This window comes from Francisella philomiragia (assembly GCF_018135955.1).
Classification (GTDB): domain Bacteria; phylum Pseudomonadota; class Gammaproteobacteria; order Francisellales; family Francisellaceae; genus Francisella; species Francisella philomiragia.
In genome coordinates this window covers 1,488,474-1,510,771 of record NZ_CP063138.1, presented here as the reverse complement: position 1 = coordinate 1,510,771, position 22,298 = coordinate 1,488,474, and the positions used below count along the sequence as shown (strand labels likewise).

Below are 22,298 nucleotides of genomic sequence, written 5' to 3'. Positions count from 1 at the left end.
TTTTAAAATTTGTTATAAAATAAATAATTACAAAATTGTAACAAAAATAGTTAATAGTTTCTATTAATAACTAAATCAATAAGTTTTTCTAAATTTTGCGTGGAAAGATTCTTTTTGTTTAACTCAGATAGTAATTTTCTAATATCATTTTTTTTATCAAATAAGTATTTGTTTGCACCATCAAGTCCCATTAGTGATACATAAGTAGATTTATTTGCATTAATATCTTTACCGCTAGTTTTACCAAGCTCCTGAGTTGATCTTGTAACATCTAAAATATCGTCTTTAATCTGGAAGCATAAACCAATTAAATCAGAAACTTTTGTTAAGATAGTTTCGAACTCATCATTATTATATTTTGAGACGATATAAGGTAGGACGATACTCGCTCTAAACATTTTTGCAGTTTTGTTTATGTGAAGTATTTCTAAATCTTGTAATTTTAGATTTTGATTTTCACCATCTATATCTAATTGCTGTCCTCCAACCATACCTTCTAAGCCACAGCACTTTGCAAATACATTATTAACCTTTTTCAGTTTATAGATATCATTTATGTCTAAAGTATTGATAATCTCAAATCCCAACGATTGTAAGGCATCTCCTGCTAGTATTGCTGTAGCTTCATTGAATTTTATATGACAAGTAGGTTTGCCTCTTCGTAAGACATCATTATCCATCGCTGGAAGATCATCATGTATTAGAGAGTAAGTGTGTATGCACTCTATAGCAAAAGCAATCTTATGGCAATTTTGAAGGTCTATGTTGAATGCCTCACCTAGGGCATACACAAATTGAGCACGTATCCTTTTTCCACCACTAAAAAAACTGTATTTCATTGCTTCTTTGAGCTTTTTAGAGGGAGATTGTATCTCTGAAAATGCTTTTTCTGAAAAAATATTAAAGCTTTCTAATGAGGTGTTAGTGCTCATAAGAATTTCACTATGTTATTATATTGTTTTTCTAGAACATCACTGTGGGCTTCAAATGTTTTTAGAGAGCCTTCAGACATTTGCTCTAGGTATTCTTTATTATCTAGTAGCTTAATTACATTTTCAGCAAGTTCTGTATGATTTCTTACTCTTATCAGTGCTCTATTACGTATTAGTTCTTTTGAAATCTGACTAAAGTTATAAAGGCTTGTGCCACTTATAATAGGTTTTGCGAGAGCCGCAGGTTCTAATAGATTGTGACCACCGTTATCTATTAGTGTACCACCAACAAATGTAATAGTAGAAATATAGTATAAATGAAGTAACTCTCCCATTGTATCGCCTAAATATACCTGAGTATGATTATAAATCTCGTCAATGCAAGAAGACCTTTTTTGATAAGAGAATCCTTCATTAATAATGAGTTTTTCGACTTTTTGGAAACGTTCCTTATGTCTTGGTACTATTATCAACAGGCAATTTGGATGAGTAATTAATATTTCTCTGTGAGCCGCAAGTATTATCTCTTCTTCACCTTGATGAGTGCTACCTGCGATCCATACCGGTCTACCATTTATACTTTGCTTAATATTTAGCATCTTATCTTCAAGATTTTCAGGAGTTATAAGGTTATATTTTAAGTTACCAGTTACTGTGATTTTTTCTTTATCAACGCCTAATGAACAGAATCTTTTCGCGTCTTTTTCTGTTTGGGCATTTATTTGAGCAATATTTTTGAAAAGAAAGTCTTTACCAAAAGGTATTTTGGTGTAGTTTCTCATTGATCTTCTTGATAAGCGCGCATTTGTTATTATTACAGGAATATTTTCAGCAAAACATTTATTTAGTATATTTGGCCATATCTCAGTTTCAATGATTACAAAAGCTTTAGGGTTAACCTTTACAAAGAAACTATTTACAAATGGTATTGTGTCATAAGGGATATACATGTGATGTACATTTTCATATTTGCTGTAGAGATTTTTGACAACATCGCTACCTGTAGGTGTTGTGGTTGTTATGACAAAATTTTCATTAGGAAAGTTTTTTAATAATTCTCTTACTAACGGTTCTGCTGATACAGTTTCACCAACAGATACAGAATGAATCCAGATGCAATCTTTCAAACGAAGTTTCGTCTGAGCAAATCTTTCACCCCATCTTTGCCTGTAGCTACTATTTTTGAGACTTCTTTTCAGCTTTTTAAGGTATATGAAAGGTACATATATAATAAATAAACTTGAATATATATGTGCAAGAGAAACGTACAGTATTCTTTTTAAATGTTCCACACTTCTACCTAAAAGCTTACTTATCTAGTAATGATTATCAGTTTAATTGTTTTATTTTAGCATATAAGACAAAAATTTATATCATAAGAGATAAAAAAAACACAAGCCCTCTATAATTGATTAATAATTTTGCTAAGTGCTATAGCTCTGTGACTAATTTTATTTTTTTCATCATTTGATAATTCTGCTAAGGTTTTTTGTAATTTAGGTAAGAAAAATACAGGATCGTACCCAAAGCCATACTCACCAGAGCGAATATGGGTGATTTCACCATCTAAGAAGCCATATTCTAGTACTGGGGTAGGATCTTTTTCATTCCTAACGTAAGCTAAAGCACAGACAAAGCGTGCAGTACGATTATCTTTATTTTTTAGATTAGTAAGTAGTTTTTGTATATTTGCATCATCATCGCCATGCTTGCCTGCGTATCTTGCAGAGTAAATACCAGGGTCGCCTGCTAATGAAAATACTTCAAGTCCAGAGTCATCAGCTATTGCAGGTAGTCCTGTATTTTTTGAGCAGTGCCTTGCTTTGATGATAGCATTTTCAATGAAACTAAGACCTGTTTCTTCAGCATCACTAATATTGAATTTTGTTTGAGGGATGATTTTGATATTTTTTTGCTTAAATATCTCAATAAATTCATTGATTTTTCCTTTATTACTTGAAGCTAAGACTATTTCTTTCATTTGTATGTTTTTTTAAGTTTTGTATTTGTCTATATATTAGCAATAATTATTTCAAATGTTATAGTTATATAATTATAGAGTAAAAATATAGAGATATTATTTATGAAAGTATGTTTTATTGGTGGTGGTAATATGGCTGCTGCAATGATCGCTGGAATGGTTAATCATGGCTATGATGGTCAGGATGTTATCGTTTTTGATAGAAATGAAGATAAAAGAGAAAATTTAGTTAGTCGATATGGGATACGGTCTTCGGACTCTTTACTAGAGTCAATCGCTATAGCTGATATTATTATTTTAGCTGTAAAGCCACAAGGTATGATTAGTCTAATCAGGGATATTAGAGATCATACTAGAGATGATCAGACAATAGTTACGGTAGCAGCAGGCATCAAAACTAATGATTATGAGATAATGTTTGCTAAGAATATTTCTTTCGCAAGGACTATTCCTAATACGCCTAGTAGCTTAGGCTACGGTGCTACTGGAATATTTTTTAATAAAAATATTAGTGATGATGATAAGTCAGAAGTTATTAATATTATGAAGACAATGGGAGAGGTCGCTGTAGTTGAAAAAGAAGATGAGATTGATGTTATTGCAGCTATAGCAAGTTCTGGTCCAGCATATTATTTTCAATTTATGGAGCATATGGTCAATGCTGCTGTCAAAAGAGGGTTGGATAAGCAACAAGCTGAAAAGCTTGTTGCTCAAACGTGTCTTGGTGCTGTGCAGATGGCTTTGAAAGGTGACGAGGATATGGCTACTTTAAGAAAAAATGTAACATCTAAAAAAGGTATAACTTTTGAAGCGTTGTATACTTTTGAGAAGTTTGATCTTGGTGGAATTATAGATGATGCTATACAAGCAAATATCACTAGAGCAGGGCAGTTGGCTCAAGAATTTAGTTCGGAAATCTCTTAATTAGTGACCTCTATTTTGGTTGATATTTTGTGTACTTTATAATTTAAAATAAATATTTATTTTATGTATCTTATGCTATATACTTGGTTTGATAAATATTTTTTTATAAGTTTTATAACAGTATAGGTGAGTTTATGAGGCTATTATTGGCTGAAGATGATCTTAATTTAGGCGAAGGCTTGCTAGAAGCATTGCAGAAAGAAGGTCTTATTGTTAACTTGGTTTCTGATGGAGAAGCAGCACAAACTTTTATAGAGTCTGGTTTATATGACATAGTTGTACTTGATATAGGTATGCCAATTAAAACTGGTCTTGAAGTTCTTAGAAATGTTAGAAATAAAGGTATTAAAGTACCAATTATTCTTTTAACAGCTCGAGATGGTTTAGAAGATAGAATTAAAGGCTTAGACTTAGGTGCTGATGATTATCTTACTAAACCTTTTGAACTTAAAGAGTTAGTGGCAAGAATTAAAGCGATATCTCGCAGAATAGATACAAGATCTGGCAAAAGTACTAAAGAAGAAATTAAGTTTGGCGATTACAGCTTTAATCCTAGTTCTGAGACAGTAACTAAAGATGGTGTTATTATTCCAGTATCAAAAAAAGAGCTAGCGCTTTTAGCTATTCTAGTACAAAATGCAGGTCGTGTTGTACCAAAAACACAGCTTTTGGAAGAAGTGTATTCTACTGATAAAGAAATGGACACTAATACTCTAGAAGTACATATGCATAATCTAAGGAAAAAAATCAATATTCCAAACTTTATACAAACAATCAGAGGTGTTGGTTACTTTGTTCAAAAGGATAAAGTAGTTAAGTAATTTCATGGAACTATTGAATTATATCCTAAGTTTAGGTTTCACTTTTTGGCTTTTGTTTTTAACTGTTGCAAGTGGTTTAATCTATTTAATTGATTTGATGTTTTTTCAAAGACCAAGATTAAAACCTTATGCTGAGGAATTAAAAGGTCTATCTAAGAAGCAAAAACGACAGTTTTACAAAGATAATGGCCTTAAAGCTCCTTTAATAGCAGATCAAGCTAGATCTTTGTTTAGTGTATTTTTGGTAGTTTTTTTGCTTAGAACATTTCTTATAGGAAACTTCCTTATTCCTACAGCTTCTATGACACCAACATTACCTGTTGGAGATTTTATATTTGTTAATAAGGCTGCCTATGGTATTCGAGCACCCTTTACTAATGAAACTCTAATAAAAACAGGTGAACCTAAAAGAGGCGACATTTTAGTATTTCATTTTCCGGTTAATCCGAGTGTGGATTTTGTCAAGAGAGTTATTGGGATTCCTGGAGATGTTATCTCCTATAAAAATAAAATGCTGACGATTAATGGTAAAAAACTTGAGTACACAAATTGTGATATGGATGCTGTCAATTATTATAATCAGTCATTAGCTAATGGGAGTGGTGATACAATTTGTACCGAAGATCTTGACGGTGTTAAACATCAAGTTGATTGGATTGAATCTGTGAAAGGTACTGATTTTGGAGATCTTAAAGTCCCCGCGGGACATTATTTTGTAATGGGTGATAATAGAGATAATAGCGAAGATAGTCGTTATTGGGGTTTTGTTCCAGAGAAAGATCTTGTTGGTAAAGCCAAGATTGTATGGATGAGTTGGGATAAAGTTGATAAGAAAGTTCGCTGGAGTGAAATAGGTAAGGTCTTTTAAGTAAATGGTTCCCGAATATTCTCGATTATATAAAATTCTTGGTTATAGCTTCAAAAATTATACTCTATTAGTCAGAGCACTGACTCATCGTAGTAAAACAAAGAAAAACTATGAAAGATTAGAGTTCTTAGGAGATTCTATTTTAGGCTTTGTAATAGCTGAAGTATTGTATATGGAGTTTCCTGATTTGGCAGAAGGTAAGCTTTCACAAATCAGATCTAAGCTAGTTAAAGGAGTAACTTTAGCAAATTTAGCTCTAAATTTTAAATTAGATGAATATATTATCTTAGGTGCTAGTGAACAAGGTGGACATAAGCGAGAGAAAATATTAGAAGATGTGTTTGAGGCTATTATAGGAGCAATTTATTTAGATAGTGATTTTGCTACTGTTAAAAAGGTTATAGTAAATTGGTACAAACCAGTTATATCAACTCTTAATTTAGATGATGTAAAAGTCAAGGATAGTAAGTCTAAATTACAAGAAATTCTATTGCAAAATGGTCTAAGTCTTCCTGAGTATAGTATTGAAACTATCGATGGTAAAGATCATGAACAAGAGTTTACAGTGAAAGCATTATCTAATGATTTAAATATTGAAGTGCGTGCAAAAGGTACATCACGAAAAAAAGCAGAGCAGAAAGCTGCTGAGAAGATGATACAAATACTATCACAACAAGGCTTACATGAAAAAAAATAGATTAAATCTCAATGGTGTAGTTGTCATAAATAAGACTCAAGGTCTTAGTTCGAATAAAGTTTTACAGCAGCTAAAATATCTATTTAATGCTCAAAAAGCCGGTCATACAGGAACGTTAGATCCTATGGCAACAGGGGTTTTGCCTATATGTTTTGGTAGAGCTACTAAGATAGCACAATACCTTTTAGACTCTGATAAGGAATATATTGCGACTATTAAATTAGGTGTTGAAACAGATAGTGGAGACGCTGAGGGCGAAATAATAGCAAAAAATGCTGATATTCCAGAGCTGTCGGTGGAGTATCTAGAAACAGTTTTAGCAAAATTTCGTGGAGATATTGTGCAAATACCTCCAATGTATTCAGCTCTTAAACATAATGGACAACCTCTTTATAAGCTAGCAAGAGAAGGCAAGGCTATCGAGGTAAAGCCGCGTAATATCAATATATATGAATTAGAACTACTAGAGTTCAATACAGATTCATTAAAAATAAGAGTTAAATGTTCAAAGGGAACATATATTCGTAGCTTAGCAATAGATATTGGTAAAGCTTTGGGTTGTGGTGGACACTTGATCGCTCTGCAAAGAACTCAAAGTGGGCCTTTTAGAATTGAAACAGCTCTTGATTTAGATAACTTAAAAGATTTAAGTTTTGAACAAAAACTTGCTAGTATAGCTAGTGTAGAGAGTGTATTTATTGATAAACCAATATACTCTTTAGTAGAAGAAGAAAAAGATGATTTATACAAAAGAGGACTTTTTGCTGACAAATCTCATCTTGATGGAACGGTCAGGATATACGATGATGAGAAGTTTGTTGCTATAGCAGAGTTTGATAAAGGTAAGTTAATAAGTAAAAAATTTTTTGACCAGGATATATTCATAAGTGAGTAAATATAATATACATAATGATCCTAATAAGGATCTTGAAGCACAAAAGTACGAGAATCCGATTCCAAGTAGAGAAGTAATCCTAAATTATATAAGAGATACTAATATTCCTGTTAGTATAGAAAACATAGCAAATGCTTTAGAGATATTTAAAAAAAATCTTTTTGATGGTCTTGTAAACCGTTTGGGTGCAATGGTTAGAGATGGCCAGTTAGAAAAAGATAGATCATACTATAGTCTGCCTGAAATAGCACCGATATATATCACATCTAAAGTGACAGCTGATAGAGATTCTCGCTTAGAGCTATTTAGTCATACTTTAAATACTAAGGTTGGGATTGTATCTCATCAGGTAAAAATGGTAATGGTTGGTGATGAAGTAACTGCAAAGGTACTAGGACTTAATAAACGTGGTCGTATAGATGCAGAGATTCAAACAATAGTTTCAAGAGCACAAAAAACTATCACAGGATATTACTACAAGAGCTTTGATTGCGATTTTATTAAGCCGGTAAGTAAGAGCATGACAAGTGATATAGTGCTATTACCTCCAAAGCAAAAAATAGAACATAACTCTTTAATCGAAGCTGAGATTATTGTTTATCCTAGTATAAATAGTGTAGCTGTTGCTAAATTTAAACAAGAGGTCGAAGCAGTATCTCCTGTTAAAGAAGCAATGATGATGGCAACGCAGAAATATGATTTAATTGAGCAGTGGAGTAAAAAAACTTTACGCTATTTAGATGATATTTCTGATGATGTAATTGTTGGTAATAGAGTTGATTTACGTAATGAGAACTTTGTAACTATTGATGGTGAAGATGCCAAAGATTTTGATGATGCTGTCTATGCGTATAAGACTAAAAGTGGTAGCTGGAAGTTATATGTTGCAATTGCAGATGTATCAAACTACGTTGAGAAAGATTCTAGTTTAGATTTAGATGCTAAGCGTCGTTCGACTTCTGTTTATTTCCCTGGGTATGTTATTCCAATGCTACCAGAGAAGTTATCAAATGGATTGTGTTCGTTGAAGCCTAATGAAGATAGATATTCTTTAGTTTGTGAGATGAATATTAGTAAAGAGGGTAAGCTATCTAGATATAAGTTCTATTCTGCTGTCATAAACTCAAAGGCGCGTTTAACTTATACAGAAGTCGCAAAGCTTATAGAGAAGAAACAAAACACAATAGTTGAAAAAACTCCTGAATTGGTGCCTAATATCTTTGATTTGTATGAGTTATATAAAGTACTTCATCAAGCTAGGCAAGAGCGAGGTGCTATAGACTTTGATACAGTTGAAACACAAATAATATTAAATGATCATAATCATATTGAATCAATAGTGCCAAGACATCGTAATGATGCGCACAGGCTTATAGAAGAATGTATGCTTGTAGCAAACGTTGCAGCAGCTAAATTCACCATTAAGCATAAAAAAACATCGCCATTTAGAGTTCATAGTGAGCCTAAAGAAGATAGGATGGAAACTCTCAAGAAGTATCTTGCCAAACATGGTATACATCTTGCTTATGGTAAAAATGGCAAAGTTACACCAAAAGCTTTAGCAGAAATGCTAGATAGTATAAAAGATCGTCCTGACTATGATGATATCCAGATGATGACTTTACGTAGTATGAATCAAGCAGTGTACAGTATAAATAATGATGGACACTTTGGGTTAGCATATAGTGAGTATACACATTTCACATCACCAATTCGTAGATATCCGGATTTAGTGGTACACAGAATAATCAAATCAATTATTGGTGAATATGAGCATGGTGGAGCTGATTATAAACCTTCTGAATTAGCAAATATTTGTGAGAATGCTTCTGATCAAGAGCGAAATGCTGATGGTGCATCAAAACAAGTTGAGAACTGGTTGAAATGTTATTTCATGCAAGATTATATTGGTCATGTTCTAGAGGCTCAAATCAAGCATGTAAATGGCTTAGGTTTATTTGCTGAGTTAAAGGATATGTATATAGAAGGATTGATACATGTTTCGGCCATTCCAGGGGATTATTATATTTATGATGAAGCAAAAGATATATTAATTGGTAAGAGAACTCATAAGGTTTATAAGATAGGTCAAGATATAACTGTAAGAGTCGTAAGAGCAGATCTTGATAGAATTCATATAGACTTTGAGTTATATGATCCGCGTAAACCTTTTGTTGAGGGTAGCTCAAATAAGTCATTTGGTAAAAAGGCTAAAAAACCAGCTAAAAAGGCTAAAAAGAATAAATCAAGACGTAAAAGAAAAAGTAAAACAAAAGTAAAAGTAACCGAATAAATTTGTTCGGAAATATTTATCTAAGCCGTTTTTTTAGGTTCTTTAAATCCCCATACTATTTTGAATTTCTTCAAAACACAAAGAATCATATATGTAATATCAATCTGCCATGCTTTGAGATTATTTCTAACAGAGTAAGCAAATTTATGGTGATTATTATGCCAACCCTCACCAAACGTAACTAATGCTATAAACCAGTTATTGCGACTATTATCTGAAGTTTCATAATCTTTTTTGCCAAAAATATGACAGATTGAATTAACACTAAACGTAGTGTGATATAACAACACTGTGCTTAAAATACCACCCCAAAATACAAATGCTAAACCTGATGTTTGTAGGTTAGGGTAGAAGTGATTAATTACGCTACCGATAGCAAAGAGACCTATCAGATATAATGCAAATGAAACATGAGCATACTTATCTAACCATACTAGCTCAGGATATTCTACCCAGTCTTTAGTAAACTTAGGATCAACATGATCACTTCTAGATTCAAAAACCCAGCCAACATGTGATTGGAAGATCCCATTCTTAGGAGAGTGTAAATCTGTATCTTTATCAGAATGGATATGATGATATCTATGATGACCTGACCACCAAAGCGGCCCTTTTTGGGATGCCCAAGTTCCAACTAATGCTAAAATAAATTGAAATACTCTAGAAGTCTGAAAAGCTTTGTGTGCAAAGTAACGATGGTAACCAGCTGTTAATGCGAATGTCCGAGCTGAGAACGTAATAAGAAATACAACTAGTGCAGTAATATTATAATTTACAAAAAATATTGCTAAGCAAGCAATATGCATAATAGCAAAGGCTATTATAGTGACTTTATTTGATTGAGTTTCCATGGTTTCTCCAGTTCTAAATCATCTTTTTAGCAATTTTAAAGTAAAGCTTGTAAGGTAAAGCTGCAATAAGTTTTAGAATTATAGTGAATTTTTTTGTAAAGTGAACCTCAAATTTATTTGACTCTAAACCTTTGATAATGCTAAGTGCAGCTTCTTCAGGTTGAAGTAGAGCTGGCATTTTAAAATTATTCTTGTCAGTAAGTTTAGTTTTAACAAAGCTTGGATTTATTAGACGGATATCAAGCTCAGTATTTTCTGCTTTTAGGCTCTCAACTAGATTTATAACACCAGCCTTAGTAGCAGCATAAGGTTGTGATCTAGGTAAACCGATATAGCCAGCGACACTGGCTGTAATAGCTAGCTGACATTTGGGATTTTTTTTGAGATAAGGTAGTGTAAATCTTATTAGGTAAAAAACAGCAGTTAGGTTAGTTTGAATAGTTTTATTAAGATTTGAAATTGCAATGTCAGCAATTAATGAAGGTTCATAGAATGCGGGCAAATATATAATATAATCAGGATTGTAGCTAAGAGCTATATCACTTCCTTTTTTGAAGCTCTCAAAATCTGCCACATCAAGATCAACAGTATGAGCAGTATTTTTTAGACTTGCAGATATGCTTTGTAGTTTGTCTAGTGAACGAGCTGATATTATAAAATTGGCTTGTATTGAATTATCAAGTTTCTTAAGTAATGCATTACCAATACCATCTGTTGCGCCAATTAACCATATAGTTTTACCTGCAAATTTTTGCATAGTTATTCTCCAGATTTTTCTTTATGCATAAATAGCGTTAATGAACCAACTGTTAGTCCAAATTTTTTGAATGTATTTTTGTTTATAAGTACACCATCGTTCATTAAGTACATCCAATCATCAAAGCTAATTTTGTATTTTTTGTCGCCAACTGGGATATTCATTTGATATTGCCAGTTCATAGCGTTGCCTTCAACATAGATTTTAGCAGTACCAATTACGTCGCCTGTTGTGCCTTCATAGTAGTTATCAGAAATTTTCTTGATTGTCCAAATACGATGATCTTTTTGGCCGTCATAGTAAACCATGTGCTCGTCAAATGTGCCGACATCGCCATTCCAATTAGCAGTTCCAGAGAAGTCAAATTGCTTAGTTACTTTGCCTTTATAGTCTTGAATAATACCTGTGCCAACAATTTTGCCTTGTAAATACTGTTGCAGGTCAAGTTTTGGACCCTCTCCTTTGTAGCTTGATATATCAGCTGAGCATCCAAATAATCCTAATGCCATAATAATTACTCCTATTCTAGATATTAATTTTTTCATAAGCCCCTCAATTGTTTCGATAATTTCTGATATGACGAGTTATCGCCAAGCCATATTTCAAAAAAATATTTTGAAAGTTCTTTGTCTGGTATTTCACCAATCAAGCCATTGTCTGAATAGATATAACCTTTACCATCTTCATCCATATAACCGTAAAGGTTTGTACCGTTTTGGACATCGGGAATTAACTGATCAAAGGTATCTCTATACTCTTTATAATTTGCCTTAACTTGTTGTGGATGTTGGTATGATATTTCTTTAACAGTATGCTTAGAGATAGTTTTCCCATCCATACTTCTAAGGTAATGAATTTTTAGTAGAAAAGGTTTATCCCAACTAAAATGTCCATTTTGAGTGTAAAGCTCGGCATCATAAACATCAAAAAACCATTTAGTGAAATGAATTTTACCAACTTGTTGGACTTGATGTGATTTTATTTGTTGTAAAGTTAACTCTTCAGCGTAAGTGAACAAAGGAAAACTAATAATGATAGCTATTAGTAGTCTTTTAAGCATGGACAATCTCCAACTGTACAACATCAATACGCCCATGAGTAAATGCAGCACTACAAGAATTTAAGTAGAAACGCCACATTCTCTGAAAACGCTTGTCAAAACCTAGTTTTATTAACTCAGGCTCTACATTTACAAAATTCCTGTCCCATTCATCAAGTGTTTTAGCATAATCTTTTGCAAAAGATTCAGTACCTACACATTTAAGCCCAACCTTATCCAGTTCCAGATTAATTTGTCCCATAGATGGTAAGAAGCCACCGGGAAAAATAAAGGTTCTAATCATATCAGTACCTTTAGCATAATCCGCAAAAAGCGCATCATCAATGACAATGGCTTGAATAACAATCTTACCATCTTCTTTAAGCAGTGATTTAAGCTTAGAAAAATATGTGTTCCAATATTCTCTACCCACTGCTTCGATCATCTCGATTGAAACAATATAGTCATATTTGCCAGTTTGGATACGGTAATCTTCGATAACTATATCAGCTTTTTTCCCAGCTAGTCGCTTCGTAGCATAGTCGTGTTGTTCTGTCGATAGGGTGATGCCTTTGAGTGTGTAGTCACCACTATTTAGGGCTGTTTCAGCAAACCCACCCCAGCCGCAACCAACTTCAATGATTGAGCCATTTTTTTTATCAAATTTATCAATTATGTTTTTGTATTTATTGATTTGCGCCTGTTCTAATGTTTCAGTTTGATTTTTGTACATCGCAGATGAATAGGTCATAGTTTTATCTAACCACAAACTATAAAAGTCATTACCCAAGTCGTAATGATCGTAAATGTTTTTCTTACTCTGTTTGATGCTATTGCGTTTAGTAAGATAGCCAAGTTTTTGTAATAATTTAAAAAGAAAATTTGGCTTCATGTATTGACCAAATGCTTCTTCATTAACTAAGCCTAGTAGAATCAGAGATTTAAGATCTGATGTTTCCCAGTAACCATCTCTATAATCAGCAGCAAATCCAATGTCTGATTTTAATTGTAAGTTTACTACTGTGCGCCAATCTTTTAGTTTTAGATCGGCTGTTGGACCTTGTTTTTCGCCTTTTGTATAAATAGTTTCGTTTTCTGGAGTTGTTAAATATAACTCACCACATTCTAATTTGTTAAGTGATTCTAATAAATTTTTTCTAACGGTTTTTTCAAACATTTCAAAAGGCAAAGGTTAATTATTTTATATGTAAATATTAGCAAATAAATATTGAGGTAATATTGCTGGAATATTAAATTTTGTTAATAAATTTATAAGTAAGCTTTATATTCCAGATATGGGTAAAATATTGCCGGGAATCTAACTATTTGGACTTATAATATTAGCTACACTAACTCGAATATCTTTTTGCTCAGGTTTTGGGATATATTTTATACGTTTAAATACGATTTTTAGAGCTTGCCAGTGAATCAGATAAATAACTTTAAAGGTTAGAAGTGGAGATCTAAAAAATTCTTTGACTAAGTTTGTACTTGATAAGGGTTTGATTTGACCATTAATTGCTGTGCCAAGTTGGAGCTGATTATTATCATAGTAATTGATGATAATTTGATTTTTTGCATTATTATCAAAATCAAGTGCGAAGTTGAATTTATAAAAGCCTTGTCTTGGATAAAAAGGTGATACATGAAATATTTTTTCTGCTTTGAACCATGTTTTATCTGTAATTTCGTTGCCATTGTCGTGGCAAATATAGCTATGAGTTTCTTTGAATGTGTTGTTGACTTCTGCTATCACAGTTATAAGTTTTTTTTCACTATAGCAAAGCCAAAAGCTAACGGGGTTAAATAGGTATCCTAGAACTCTAGGCATAGTCATCAATTTGATTTCATCATATTTAAGGTTGTACTGGTCTAATAAATTAGTTGCCCATTTTAGACTACTTGAACCATCTTTTAGACCATGATCTTTATCATAGAAAGAATATAAATTAGGTTTATTGATACTAAAAAAACTAGTCTTACTTTGCTTAAGATTAAGCATATCCAAAATAATATAATATGATTTATATCTGAAAGAATTTTGCTTTGGATGATGCCTCTTATGAAAAACTTTTGAGCTTAAGATAAAGTTTTTTACCATGGAGTTTTGATTCCTAATTTATTCGCAACATTTACTGCACTAAGTATACCATCTTCATGGAAACCATAGCGTAGATAAGCTCCACAATAGTATGTGTTGTTAAGTCCTTGGATTTTATCAAAGTCTTTTTGAGCTTGAATGGCTTTTTTATCAAAAACAGGATGATCAAAAGTATGTTCATTAATTATCTTTTGAGGATCAGGTTTTTGATCTGGATTAACTGTAACAAAATAGTTTATATCAGTATCTAAGGGTTGAAGATTATTCATCCAGTAGCTAAGTGAAATTACATCGCGCCTGTCTTTAGTTTCAGCACTTAGATAATTCCAGCTTGACCATGCAGTTTTGCGTTTTGGCATAATGCTAGCATCTGTGTGTAATATTACTGAGTTTGGTTGGTATTTTATGGCAGATATAAGCTTTTTTTCATCACTATTAGCATCACCTAATAGTTCGAAAACTTCATTGGAATGGCATGCAAAAATAACCTTATCATATTCTATGGTGTTATTGTTGATATCAGTTATCAAAGTTTTATGGGTTCTAGTTACATTGGTAGCTTGGGGTGCAAATTTAACATTAGCAGATTTTAGTTGAGTTATGATTTTGTCAACATATACTTTGCTACCGCCCTTGACTGTGTACCACTGGACTGGTTTGGTAGTTGTAAGTAGCCCATGATTATCAAAAAATCGAATAAAACTAAGGGCAGGGAAGTCATACATCTTCTCTAATGGAGTGCTCCAAATACATGCTCCCATTGCTAGTAGATAATAATCTTTGAAGCAGTTACCAACATTTATAGATTCTAGATATTCAGCAAGGCTTATATTTTCATCAAGAGTGTTGTTTTCAATATGCTGTCTTGAGATCTTATTAAATTTTATAATATCTTTTATCATTTTATAGTAACTTGGTCTGAAAATATTAGACCATTGAGCAAATAAACTTTTGATACTGCTAGATCCATACTCAAACTTACCGTTTTTGATAGATACACCAAAAGACATATTGCTCTCAGCTACTGGAACATCTAAATGTTTGAACAATCTCGATAAGTGATAATACGTATCGTAGTTAAAGACAATAAAACCAGTATCTACAGGAGTGCTATTAACTTCTAATGTACGAGCATGACCACCGTAATAATTATTTTTTTCATAAAGAGTAATGTCGTATTTTTCTTTGAGAAGATAACTGATGGCAAGTCCGGATATGCCACTTCCTATTACTGCTACTTTTTCCATATATTTAAATTGATTGTAAGAATTTTAGTTAATTATAAGGGTAATTTTTAAACTTTTAAAAACATAGTTAAAAATTGTTAATCTAGTAAGTTATAGTAAGTTGATGATATTAAAATTAAGATTTAAATACCATTAGCAGCCATATAGACAACTCGTTTATAATTTAAAGCAACATAGTCTATACACATCTTATATTGTTCTTTATTATTTATTATTCTATTAGCTATTGAAACTGCTTGGCTAGCAACACTTACACCACTTGGGATAAATCCGAATGGTCTAGGCGAAGCATCTATTCTTTTACTGCATTTAACACTTTCATTAAATGCTTTAGTTATAAGCTCTGCGACTTGATTATTTATTTCCCATTTTCTTGATTGATCACCAAAAATCATTATTAAAAGTTTTCTAATCTCATCTTTCTCATTATTTGTTAAAGTAGCAACCGACACTTATACTACCCTCTTATCTTAACTTGTTTTATTAAGTTTATATAATCTTTATATTTTGGATCATAATTTATTAATACGGCAAAATCTAAGTCTTTAGAATAGACATTATTAAAAATATAATTACTATCTCTATAACCATATATTTTTACATTAGGATTATCTGACTTTATAAACTTTCCTCTAATCATTATTTTTTCAAAGTCGTTAGTAGGGTTATCAACAGAGGAGTTAAAAGAAGCATTTAAGAAATTATATACAGAGTCTTTTGCATCAAATTTTTTAAGCTCATCTAGACTTATTGTTCCATAATAAATATTGTCTCCTTTTTTATCACTCATAACAGCCGCATAAGCACCGCCATCTAAAACAACTAATCTTTGCATGTCTTTTGGTAAGGGAATATCTATTTTATTGTTTATTGATAAAATCATAGGATTACTAGCAAAACTAACAGTTGGTGACAAGACAGTAAAAAATAAAGCAATTATTTTAAATGCTTTCAATTTAAAATGACCATGTGTTGATAACTTATGAAATTGATGATACTTTATGAAGAGTCTAATGTTAAGCTAATTTAATAATTCATCTTTATTTAATAGAAATGACCACTCTAGATTTACGTAATAATTATTCTATGAAAATTCGATTATTGTCACAACGTAAGCTAGTCACTAATGTAATGGTAGCGAGATTTCTATAATTAAACCATGAGGATTGTTGTTAGTAGCAGTGATATCGCCATTATGGAGTTGGATGATTTTTCTTACTAGGGAAAGTCCTAAGCCATTACCTATTTGGCTACGACTTTTTTCTTCACGAAAGAATCTTTCAAAAATCTTATCAATATTTTCTTCATTTACACCAATCCCTTGATCGGTAAATGTGATGTTATATTTTGAGTTCTGAATTTTTGTCGAAATCGTTATTTCAGTATCATTTTTTGAGTATTTATAGCTGTTGTCTAGGATATTTGTAATACTTTGGAAAATAAGATTTTTATCGATATTTAAATTTTTTGAAATAACAGAGATATCTAATTTGATATTTTTTTGTTCAAACATCGGCTCATAGAGTTCAATAGCATCATCGATAATTTTTTTTACATCTGAATTTTTTTTGAGTAAGTTTTCACGACCATGTTCAAGCCGATTAAGTCTTAGGATACTATTAAAGATATCAAGTAATTGATTACACTCTGCCAATGCCTCAGCTGTGTCATCATTTGGGCAAGTTTGCTCAAGGCTTTCAAGCTTGTTTTTTAAACGAGTTAGAGGAGTCTTTAGATCGTGAGCAATATTATTTGAAACACTTTTGATATCTATTAAAAGCTCGTCGATATTAGCTAGCAGGATGTTGAGTATATTTGCCAAATTACTAAGATCATCCCAGCTTGTATCGGATTTGATTCTTTGACTAAAGTCACGAGTGTTAACAATCGAAGCAGCTGAGCTAGCTATAAAATTGATTTTCTTAACAACAAAAACACTGATCAAATAACTAATGATAACAACGCTTGCTGTACAGAAAATACCAATGCTTAGAGGGATTATATGCTCAGTAACTCTATTACCAAGCGCTGAGAAAATTATATAAATCCAAGATACTATACTTAAACCTAAAAGTATTGTAAAAAGCACTGCCATTTTAAAGCTTGAGCTAATTATATACCTACGTTGAATAGTATCGTTGAATTTATTCTTGGATGACATATCCAAAGCCTCGTATAGTTTTTATAGGATCTGGTAGACCATTCTCAGTGAGCTTGTTGCGTAGGCGAGAGATATGTACCTCAACTACATTTGTTTGAGGATCAAAGTCATAGTCCCATACTTCTTTAAGTATCATTGTTTTACTGACTACTTCATTTTTGTGCTTAAGAAGCAGATGTAAAACTTTGTATTCTCTTTGTTGTAATAATATTAATTCATCATTACGACGAACCTCATGAGCAAGTTCGTCAAGGATGATATCTCCACATATTAATTTGTGAGATTGAGCTTCAGCGATTTGCTTGGTTCTTTTGTAGAGAATATTAACACGAACTATTAACTCATCTATCGAAAACGGCTTAGTTAAATAATCGTCGCTCCCTGATGTAAGACCTTGAATTTTATTCTCAGTGCTGTCAAGTGCACTTAGAATGATCACAGGAGTTGTTACATTTTGTTTACGTAAAATTTTTAGCAAAGATATTCCGTCTAAATACGGCATCATCCAATCTATAACAACCACATCATAATTATTGGTATTGATTAGAAATAGTGCTTCTTTGCCATCGTGAGCTAATGTTGTTTCAATACCATTTTCTTCAAATTTGGTTTTTATAAACTGAGCAATTTTTTTATCATCGTCAGCAACTAAAACTTTTGGTTTATCAGTCATGGAGTCTACATATATTTAATTTATATAATATAATTATAGCCGATTTATAGCTCTGTAACTTGAAAAAACAGCTATAAAACTTATTTATAATTTTAGACCGTTTGTGTATAAAATAGCTACATCAAAAAATTGGAGGTTGAAATGAAGAAAATTCTAGCAACGGTATTTGGTTTAATAATTGTGTCGGGAGTATATGCTGAGAGTTATCAGATGTATGCAAAATCAGATGAGAAATCCAAAAAAATTATGACCATTGATGATCAAAATCATCAATATAAAGCAATTTTCTCAAAAGGTGAGTGGATTGAAATAGTTGATCAAAAAGATGGGACAGTTGGTTGGGTTAAGCAAAAATCACCAAAAAATGATACACAAGCATCTAGTGATGATCCTATAGAAAAAATGATGGCAGATTTTCAAAAACAACAGCAAATGTTAGATGAGCATTTTAATAAGATGATAGCTAATATAGATCAAAATATAGCTCAAATGCAAACACAATCTAAAACATCAAAAGTCACTAAAAAACCAGATGTGTATAAAGAATTTAGTTCTATAACGATTAACTCAGATGGTAACACTGCTAAGATTGTCAAAAAGACAGAAGATAGTAGTGGAAAAGTCGAAACAGTGGAGAAGGAGGTGCCAGCTGATCAACTGAATACTATCAAAATCTAGTACGGGATTTTGAACTTTACTAGTGATAATGCTTCTAAATAATAATCTTGCTTAATATCTTTTGTTTCTAAAGTGTGCTCAATAAGTTAAAATTACTATGTGATTGTCACTAAAAACTAAGGAGTGCATTATGTATGAAGAAGAGTTCTTATCAGAAAAATTACAGCGTTTCACTTTAGTTGATATTGCGTTGGTCAAAATAGTGTACTTTCTCGTTGGCTTACTAATAATTTCGAGCTATTCAACATTAGCTTTGGTTAGCTGGGTTTTTTATTTACTAATGTTTTTGACTGCAGTTTTTCCAATAGTTATTCATCTTTTGTCATTTGAAGGATCATATATTGAAAAAGCTCTTAAATATCTAAAGACAAATAAACCCTCATATCAAGTACTTTTATTCTTTAGTATGTTTTTCTTTGCTTGTATGTTGGCTGTATTGATACCAGCTCTATTAGACGTGCCATGGTATATTTATGTTATACTGATAGCTGTTTTTGCAATCAAGCCAATGCGTTCAAATATGTTTTGGTAGAGTGAGGTTATAAAATTGAATAAAAGTACACACGATGGCCAAAAGGTTTACTCCAAATTAGTTCTTAAACTTTATAACTTCGTTGTTTTATTTTTTAATAATACTTTTTTGTGGAAATGTAAAACATCTCAGCTATTGCAGTTATACAAAGATAATGTATCGCATAATCATTTAGATATAGGAGTAGGCTCAGGATATTATCTAAAAAATGTTAAAGATAGATTATCTAAAGTAGCATTAATGGATCTAAATCCAAATTGTTTAGAGTATGTGAAGAATGTACTGAAAGATAAAGAAGTATCAACTTATCAAGTTGATATACTAAAAGATGTTGCAGAAGAATTTTATTCAAAATATGAATCTATATCTTGTAACTATTTGATTCACTGTTTACCTGATAACGGTAATAAAGAAAAAGTATTTGAAAATATTGCTAAAATGTTGAGTAAAGATGGAGTGGCTTTTGGGTCGACTATTATTAATGACTATAGCTCAAAACTTGCGATTAAGGTGGCTAATAAATTCAATGCCAAAGGAATATTTGATAATAAAAACGATACTTATGAATCTATAGAAAAATATCTAAAGAATAATTTTGCTGAATATACTATAAAGCAAATAGGTTCAGTTTGTGTATATATTATGTCTAAACCTCTTAGATGATCTTTACTATTTATAATCAATAACATTCTTAATTATTTTTGTTATAATCGCTATATAGACAAATTATTCTGTTCACAAAAATAATGAAGAAAAAGCTTTTATTTGTAACTTTAACGGCAAGCTTAATTTTGTTGGGCTCATGTAGTAAAACAACTGTTGCTTATGAGGATCCAAATGGTGTAGATACAACATCTATTAATTTTAGTTCTACTGATTTGCAAGCTATCACGAACAAGATGACCGAAGATATGCTGAATTCACGAGCAGTTAAGAGAATTACTGCTATGGATACACCAACATTATTCTTTAGTAATATTCGTAATGAAACAAGAGAGCATATCAATACGACAATGTTATCAAATACAGTACAGACACAGATTATCAAATCTGGATTATTCCAAGTTACTGATATGTCTCAAATCAAAAATGTACGTGAGCAGCTTGGATATCAAGCTAATAGTGGTATGGTTGATCAAAGTACAGCTACTAAAATCGGTCAGCATATTGGTGCTAGGTATATGGTTTATGGCTCTATTCAAGATATTGATAATACTAATGTTGATGGAGATAAGAGATCTAAATTCTTCTTGGCAACATTGAAGATGATGGATCTAAAAACAGGTCTTGTTGTATGGCAAGATGATAAGCAGATTCGTAAATCACAGACTAAATCAACATTTGGCTGGTAATTAGATTTCAAAATGGTTATTTCAGAATAGTTCTGAAATTTCTTAAAACATAGGAGATAAAATACTATGAAAAAGAAAATATTAAGTTCATTAATTGTTTCATCATTATTAGTAAGTCCTTTGGTTGCTGCAGAAACAACTGTAGATACTAAATCTACAGCTGAGCAGTCGCAATCTGTTGATATGGGCTCAGATGTATCTAATCTTAATAGTGCTATCTCATCAGATTCAAAAGCAGTTGCGACAACAGCAGAAGATAAGAGATCCGCAGAAGAAATCTTAAGTGATGTAATGGAGAGTTATATCGATCAGAATAATCTTAGAGATAAATATGATTATGTTGGTTCTGCTATAGGTACAGCTTCTGTCAATCAGACAAATTCAAATTATGTCGATAGTGCTCAGTTAGCATTTGAGAAAGCTCTAATAAAAGCACAGGCAGAATATATATCGTTTATATCAGCTAATACAAAAGTTGATAAGAGTCTAAGCATAGATAGTACACAAGGTTCAAATGTTAATGACATTAATACAGATTCTGATAAGCCAAAAGAGGGTACTCAAGCAGCGATTGATGCTAAGCAACAAGCATTAGAAGAAGCAAAGCTAGATAAGCAATTAAAAGATCAAGGTTTAAATCCAGATGATTTTGCAACACCAGATGAGAAGAGAAAAGCTCTTTTAAGTCAGCAAATGACAGTTAAAAGCTTAACTACAGGATTTGGTAACTTATCAGGTTTACTGCCAATCAAGACTTTTGTGGTGGAGAAAAATGGTAATGCAGCTATTGGTGTTGTGGTTATTTATTCAGATAAAATTAAAGGAATGTTTGAAGATATCAAGCATGGAAATGAGCCTGTAATTGTTGGTAATGGAGGGCAATCTCCTTCTGACTTATATAAGGATAAGTCAGGTGAAGATATGATGGGTGATTATGGTATCCGTGTTGGTTTTGGAGAAGATAATAAACCATATATCTTGTCATATGGTCAAGGCTCGTACACAGGTCCAAAGCTTCAAGGAGTTTCGGCTGGTGATTATGGTTATAAGCAAGCTGAGATTATGGCAAGAGCAAATTTAGTTACACTAATAGCTGGACAAATGTCGACAAAAGAAGCTTTGACTATGTCTGAGGATATCTCTAGCACTCTTGCTAAAAATACTAAAACGCAGCAAACACGTAGAATAGATGCAACTGATATTGAAAAGACACTATCTACATATTACAAAACAAAAGCAAACCTAGATATTATTGGTCTTAAAACTGTTAAGAGATGGCGTTATAAGCTACCAAGTACAGAGAATACTGTATATGGTGTTGTATTAAAATGGGATCCTAAGCAAGTAGCTACGGCAAATAAGATCAAAAATTTCAACTATGATGAATATCGTAAACAAAATGCTAAAAGTACAGAAAGTGGAGAGACTTCCTTAAATGGTAAAGTAATTATTAGACAAAGTGATGATAATAAATATTTAAACCAGTTCTAGGATAG

The 22,298-nt window shown here is 32.0% G+C and carries 25 protein-coding genes; 11 read left to right on the top strand and 14 right to left on the bottom strand.

Features of this window, described 5'->3' with window-relative positions:
- Positions 1–50: 50 nt before the first annotated feature.
- The 3 genes from IMS64_RS07385 to rdgB all read right to left on the bottom strand — a co-directional run bounded on the left by IMS64_RS07385 (position 51) and on the right by rdgB (position 2,913).
- Entirely contained in the window at positions 51–932 is an 882-nt protein-coding gene (locus IMS64_RS07385) for a polyprenyl synthetase family protein (RefSeq protein WP_088821596.1), read from the bottom strand.
- Entirely contained in the window at positions 929–2,224 is a 1,296-nt protein-coding gene (gene waaA, locus IMS64_RS07380; RefSeq protein WP_088821595.1) for a lipid IV(A) 3-deoxy-D-manno-octulosonic acid transferase, read from the bottom strand. The genes IMS64_RS07385 and waaA overlap by 4 nt, the downstream gene beginning before the upstream one ends.
- A 110-nt stretch (positions 2,225–2,334) precedes the next feature.
- Complete coding sequence (gene rdgB / locus IMS64_RS07375; RefSeq protein ID WP_042517572.1) at positions 2,335–2,913, bottom strand: RdgB/HAM1 family non-canonical purine NTP pyrophosphatase; 579 nt, start codon at positions 2,911–2,913, stop codon at positions 2,335–2,337.
- A 102-nt stretch (positions 2,914–3,015) separates the two neighbouring features.
- On the opposite strand from rdgB, the gene proC reads away from it, so the two are divergent.
- The 6 genes from proC (at position 3,016) to rnr (ending at position 9,411) form a co-directional block, all read left to right on the top strand.
- Positions 3,016–3,837 carry a pyrroline-5-carboxylate reductase gene (proC, locus tag IMS64_RS07370; protein WP_211490317.1) on the top strand — a complete coding sequence of 274 codons (822 nt, stop codon included), beginning with the start codon at positions 3,016–3,018 and terminating at the stop codon, positions 3,835–3,837.
- Positions 3,838–3,971: 134 nt separating this feature from the next.
- A complete protein-coding gene (qseB, locus tag IMS64_RS07365) occupies positions 3,972–4,658 on the top strand; it encodes a response regulator QseB (RefSeq protein WP_004287232.1) in 687 nt (228 codons plus the stop codon).
- 4 nt (positions 4,659–4,662) lie between these two features.
- Positions 4,663–5,526 (top strand): signal peptidase I, encoded by an 864-nt coding sequence (gene lepB, locus IMS64_RS07360; RefSeq protein WP_211490316.1) that lies wholly within the window; start codon positions 4,663–4,665, stop codon positions 5,524–5,526.
- A gap of 4 nt (positions 5,527–5,530) precedes the next feature.
- Positions 5,531–6,223: a ribonuclease III gene (gene rnc, locus IMS64_RS07355; protein WP_012280585.1), complete on the top strand. Its 693-nt coding sequence runs from the start codon at positions 5,531–5,533 to the stop codon at positions 6,221–6,223.
- The gene (gene truB / locus IMS64_RS07350; RefSeq protein ID WP_211490315.1) at positions 6,210–7,118 is read left to right on the top strand and encodes a tRNA pseudouridine(55) synthase TruB; all 909 of its coding nucleotides are present in this window, start codon (positions 6,210–6,212) and stop codon (positions 7,116–7,118) included. Before rnc ends, truB begins: the two co-directional genes overlap by 14 nt.
- Positions 7,111–9,411, top strand: a complete 2,301-nt coding sequence (gene rnr / locus IMS64_RS07345; RefSeq protein ID WP_211490314.1) for a ribonuclease R — start codon at positions 7,111–7,113, stop codon at positions 9,409–9,411. The genes truB and rnr overlap by 8 nt, the downstream gene beginning before the upstream one ends.
- 20 nt (positions 9,412–9,431) lie before the next feature.
- Here the strand turns inward: rnr and IMS64_RS07340 are convergent, their stop codons facing one another.
- From IMS64_RS07340 to bfpR, 11 genes are all read right to left on the bottom strand, one after another.
- The gene (locus tag IMS64_RS07340; RefSeq protein WP_012280588.1) at positions 9,432–10,262 is read right to left on the bottom strand and encodes an acyl-CoA desaturase; all 831 of its coding nucleotides are present in this window, start codon (positions 10,260–10,262) and stop codon (positions 9,432–9,434) included.
- A gap of 13 nt (positions 10,263–10,275) precedes the next feature.
- Positions 10,276–11,019 (bottom strand): SDR family NAD(P)-dependent oxidoreductase, encoded by a 744-nt coding sequence (locus tag IMS64_RS07335; protein ID WP_004287238.1) that lies wholly within the window; start codon positions 11,017–11,019, stop codon positions 10,276–10,278.
- A gap of 2 nt (positions 11,020–11,021) precedes the next feature.
- Positions 11,022–11,564 (bottom strand): DUF3833 domain-containing protein, encoded by a 543-nt coding sequence (locus IMS64_RS07330; protein WP_088821592.1) that lies wholly within the window; start codon positions 11,562–11,564, stop codon positions 11,022–11,024.
- The gene (locus IMS64_RS07325) at positions 11,561–12,079 is read right to left on the bottom strand and encodes a chalcone isomerase family protein (protein WP_088821591.1); all 519 of its coding nucleotides are present in this window, start codon (positions 12,077–12,079) and stop codon (positions 11,561–11,563) included. Before IMS64_RS07325 ends, IMS64_RS07330 begins: the two co-directional genes overlap by 4 nt.
- Complete coding sequence (locus IMS64_RS07320) at positions 12,072–13,235, bottom strand: SAM-dependent methyltransferase (RefSeq protein WP_004287241.1); 1,164 nt, start codon at positions 13,233–13,235, stop codon at positions 12,072–12,074. The genes IMS64_RS07325 and IMS64_RS07320 overlap by 8 nt, the downstream gene beginning before the upstream one ends.
- A gap of 141 nt (positions 13,236–13,376) precedes the next feature.
- Complete coding sequence (locus IMS64_RS07315; protein WP_211490313.1) at positions 13,377–14,159, bottom strand: DUF1365 domain-containing protein; 783 nt, start codon at positions 14,157–14,159, stop codon at positions 13,377–13,379.
- Positions 14,153–15,406: an NAD(P)/FAD-dependent oxidoreductase gene (locus IMS64_RS07310; RefSeq protein ID WP_211490312.1), complete on the bottom strand. Its 1,254-nt coding sequence runs from the start codon at positions 15,404–15,406 to the stop codon at positions 14,153–14,155. Before IMS64_RS07310 ends, IMS64_RS07315 begins: the two co-directional genes overlap by 7 nt.
- A gap of 122 nt (positions 15,407–15,528) precedes the next feature.
- Positions 15,529–15,858, bottom strand: a complete 330-nt coding sequence (locus tag IMS64_RS07305) for a hypothetical protein (RefSeq protein WP_211490311.1) — start codon at positions 15,856–15,858, stop codon at positions 15,529–15,531.
- Positions 15,859–15,863: 5 nt separating this feature from the next.
- Entirely contained in the window at positions 15,864–16,361 is a 498-nt protein-coding gene (locus tag IMS64_RS07300) for a hypothetical protein (RefSeq protein WP_211490310.1), read from the bottom strand.
- A 168-nt stretch (positions 16,362–16,529) separates the two neighbouring features.
- Positions 16,530–17,567 carry a sensor histidine kinase gene (locus IMS64_RS07295; protein WP_211490309.1) on the bottom strand — a complete coding sequence of 346 codons (1,038 nt, stop codon included), beginning with the start codon at positions 17,565–17,567 and terminating at the stop codon, positions 16,530–16,532.
- Positions 17,551–18,240: a two-component system response regulator BfpR gene (gene bfpR / locus IMS64_RS07290; RefSeq protein ID WP_200149113.1), complete on the bottom strand. Its 690-nt coding sequence runs from the start codon at positions 18,238–18,240 to the stop codon at positions 17,551–17,553. Before bfpR ends, IMS64_RS07295 begins: the two co-directional genes overlap by 17 nt.
- Before the next feature lie 141 nt (positions 18,241–18,381).
- Between bfpR and IMS64_RS07285 the strand changes: the two genes are divergently transcribed.
- The 5 genes from IMS64_RS07285 (at position 18,382) to IMS64_RS07265 (ending at position 22,293) form a co-directional block, all read left to right on the top strand.
- Complete coding sequence (locus tag IMS64_RS07285) at positions 18,382–18,918, top strand: hypothetical protein (RefSeq protein WP_211490308.1); 537 nt, start codon at positions 18,382–18,384, stop codon at positions 18,916–18,918.
- A gap of 130 nt (positions 18,919–19,048) precedes the next feature.
- On the top strand, positions 19,049–19,450 hold the full coding sequence (locus IMS64_RS07280) for a hypothetical protein (RefSeq protein WP_088821587.1): 402 nt from the start codon (positions 19,049–19,051) through the stop codon (positions 19,448–19,450).
- A gap of 15 nt (positions 19,451–19,465) precedes the next feature.
- Entirely contained in the window at positions 19,466–20,113 is a 648-nt protein-coding gene (locus tag IMS64_RS07275) for a class I SAM-dependent methyltransferase (protein WP_211490307.1), read from the top strand.
- A gap of 83 nt (positions 20,114–20,196) precedes the next feature.
- Complete coding sequence (lpoB, locus tag IMS64_RS07270) at positions 20,197–20,802, top strand: penicillin-binding protein activator LpoB (RefSeq protein ID WP_211490306.1); 606 nt, start codon at positions 20,197–20,199, stop codon at positions 20,800–20,802.
- Positions 20,803–20,868: 66 nt separating this feature from the next.
- Positions 20,869–22,293, top strand: coding sequence for a DUF6844 domain-containing protein (locus tag IMS64_RS07265; protein ID WP_211490305.1), 1,425 nt, complete (start codon positions 20,869–20,871; stop codon positions 22,291–22,293).
- The last annotated feature ends 5 nt before the right edge of the window (positions 22,294–22,298 follow it).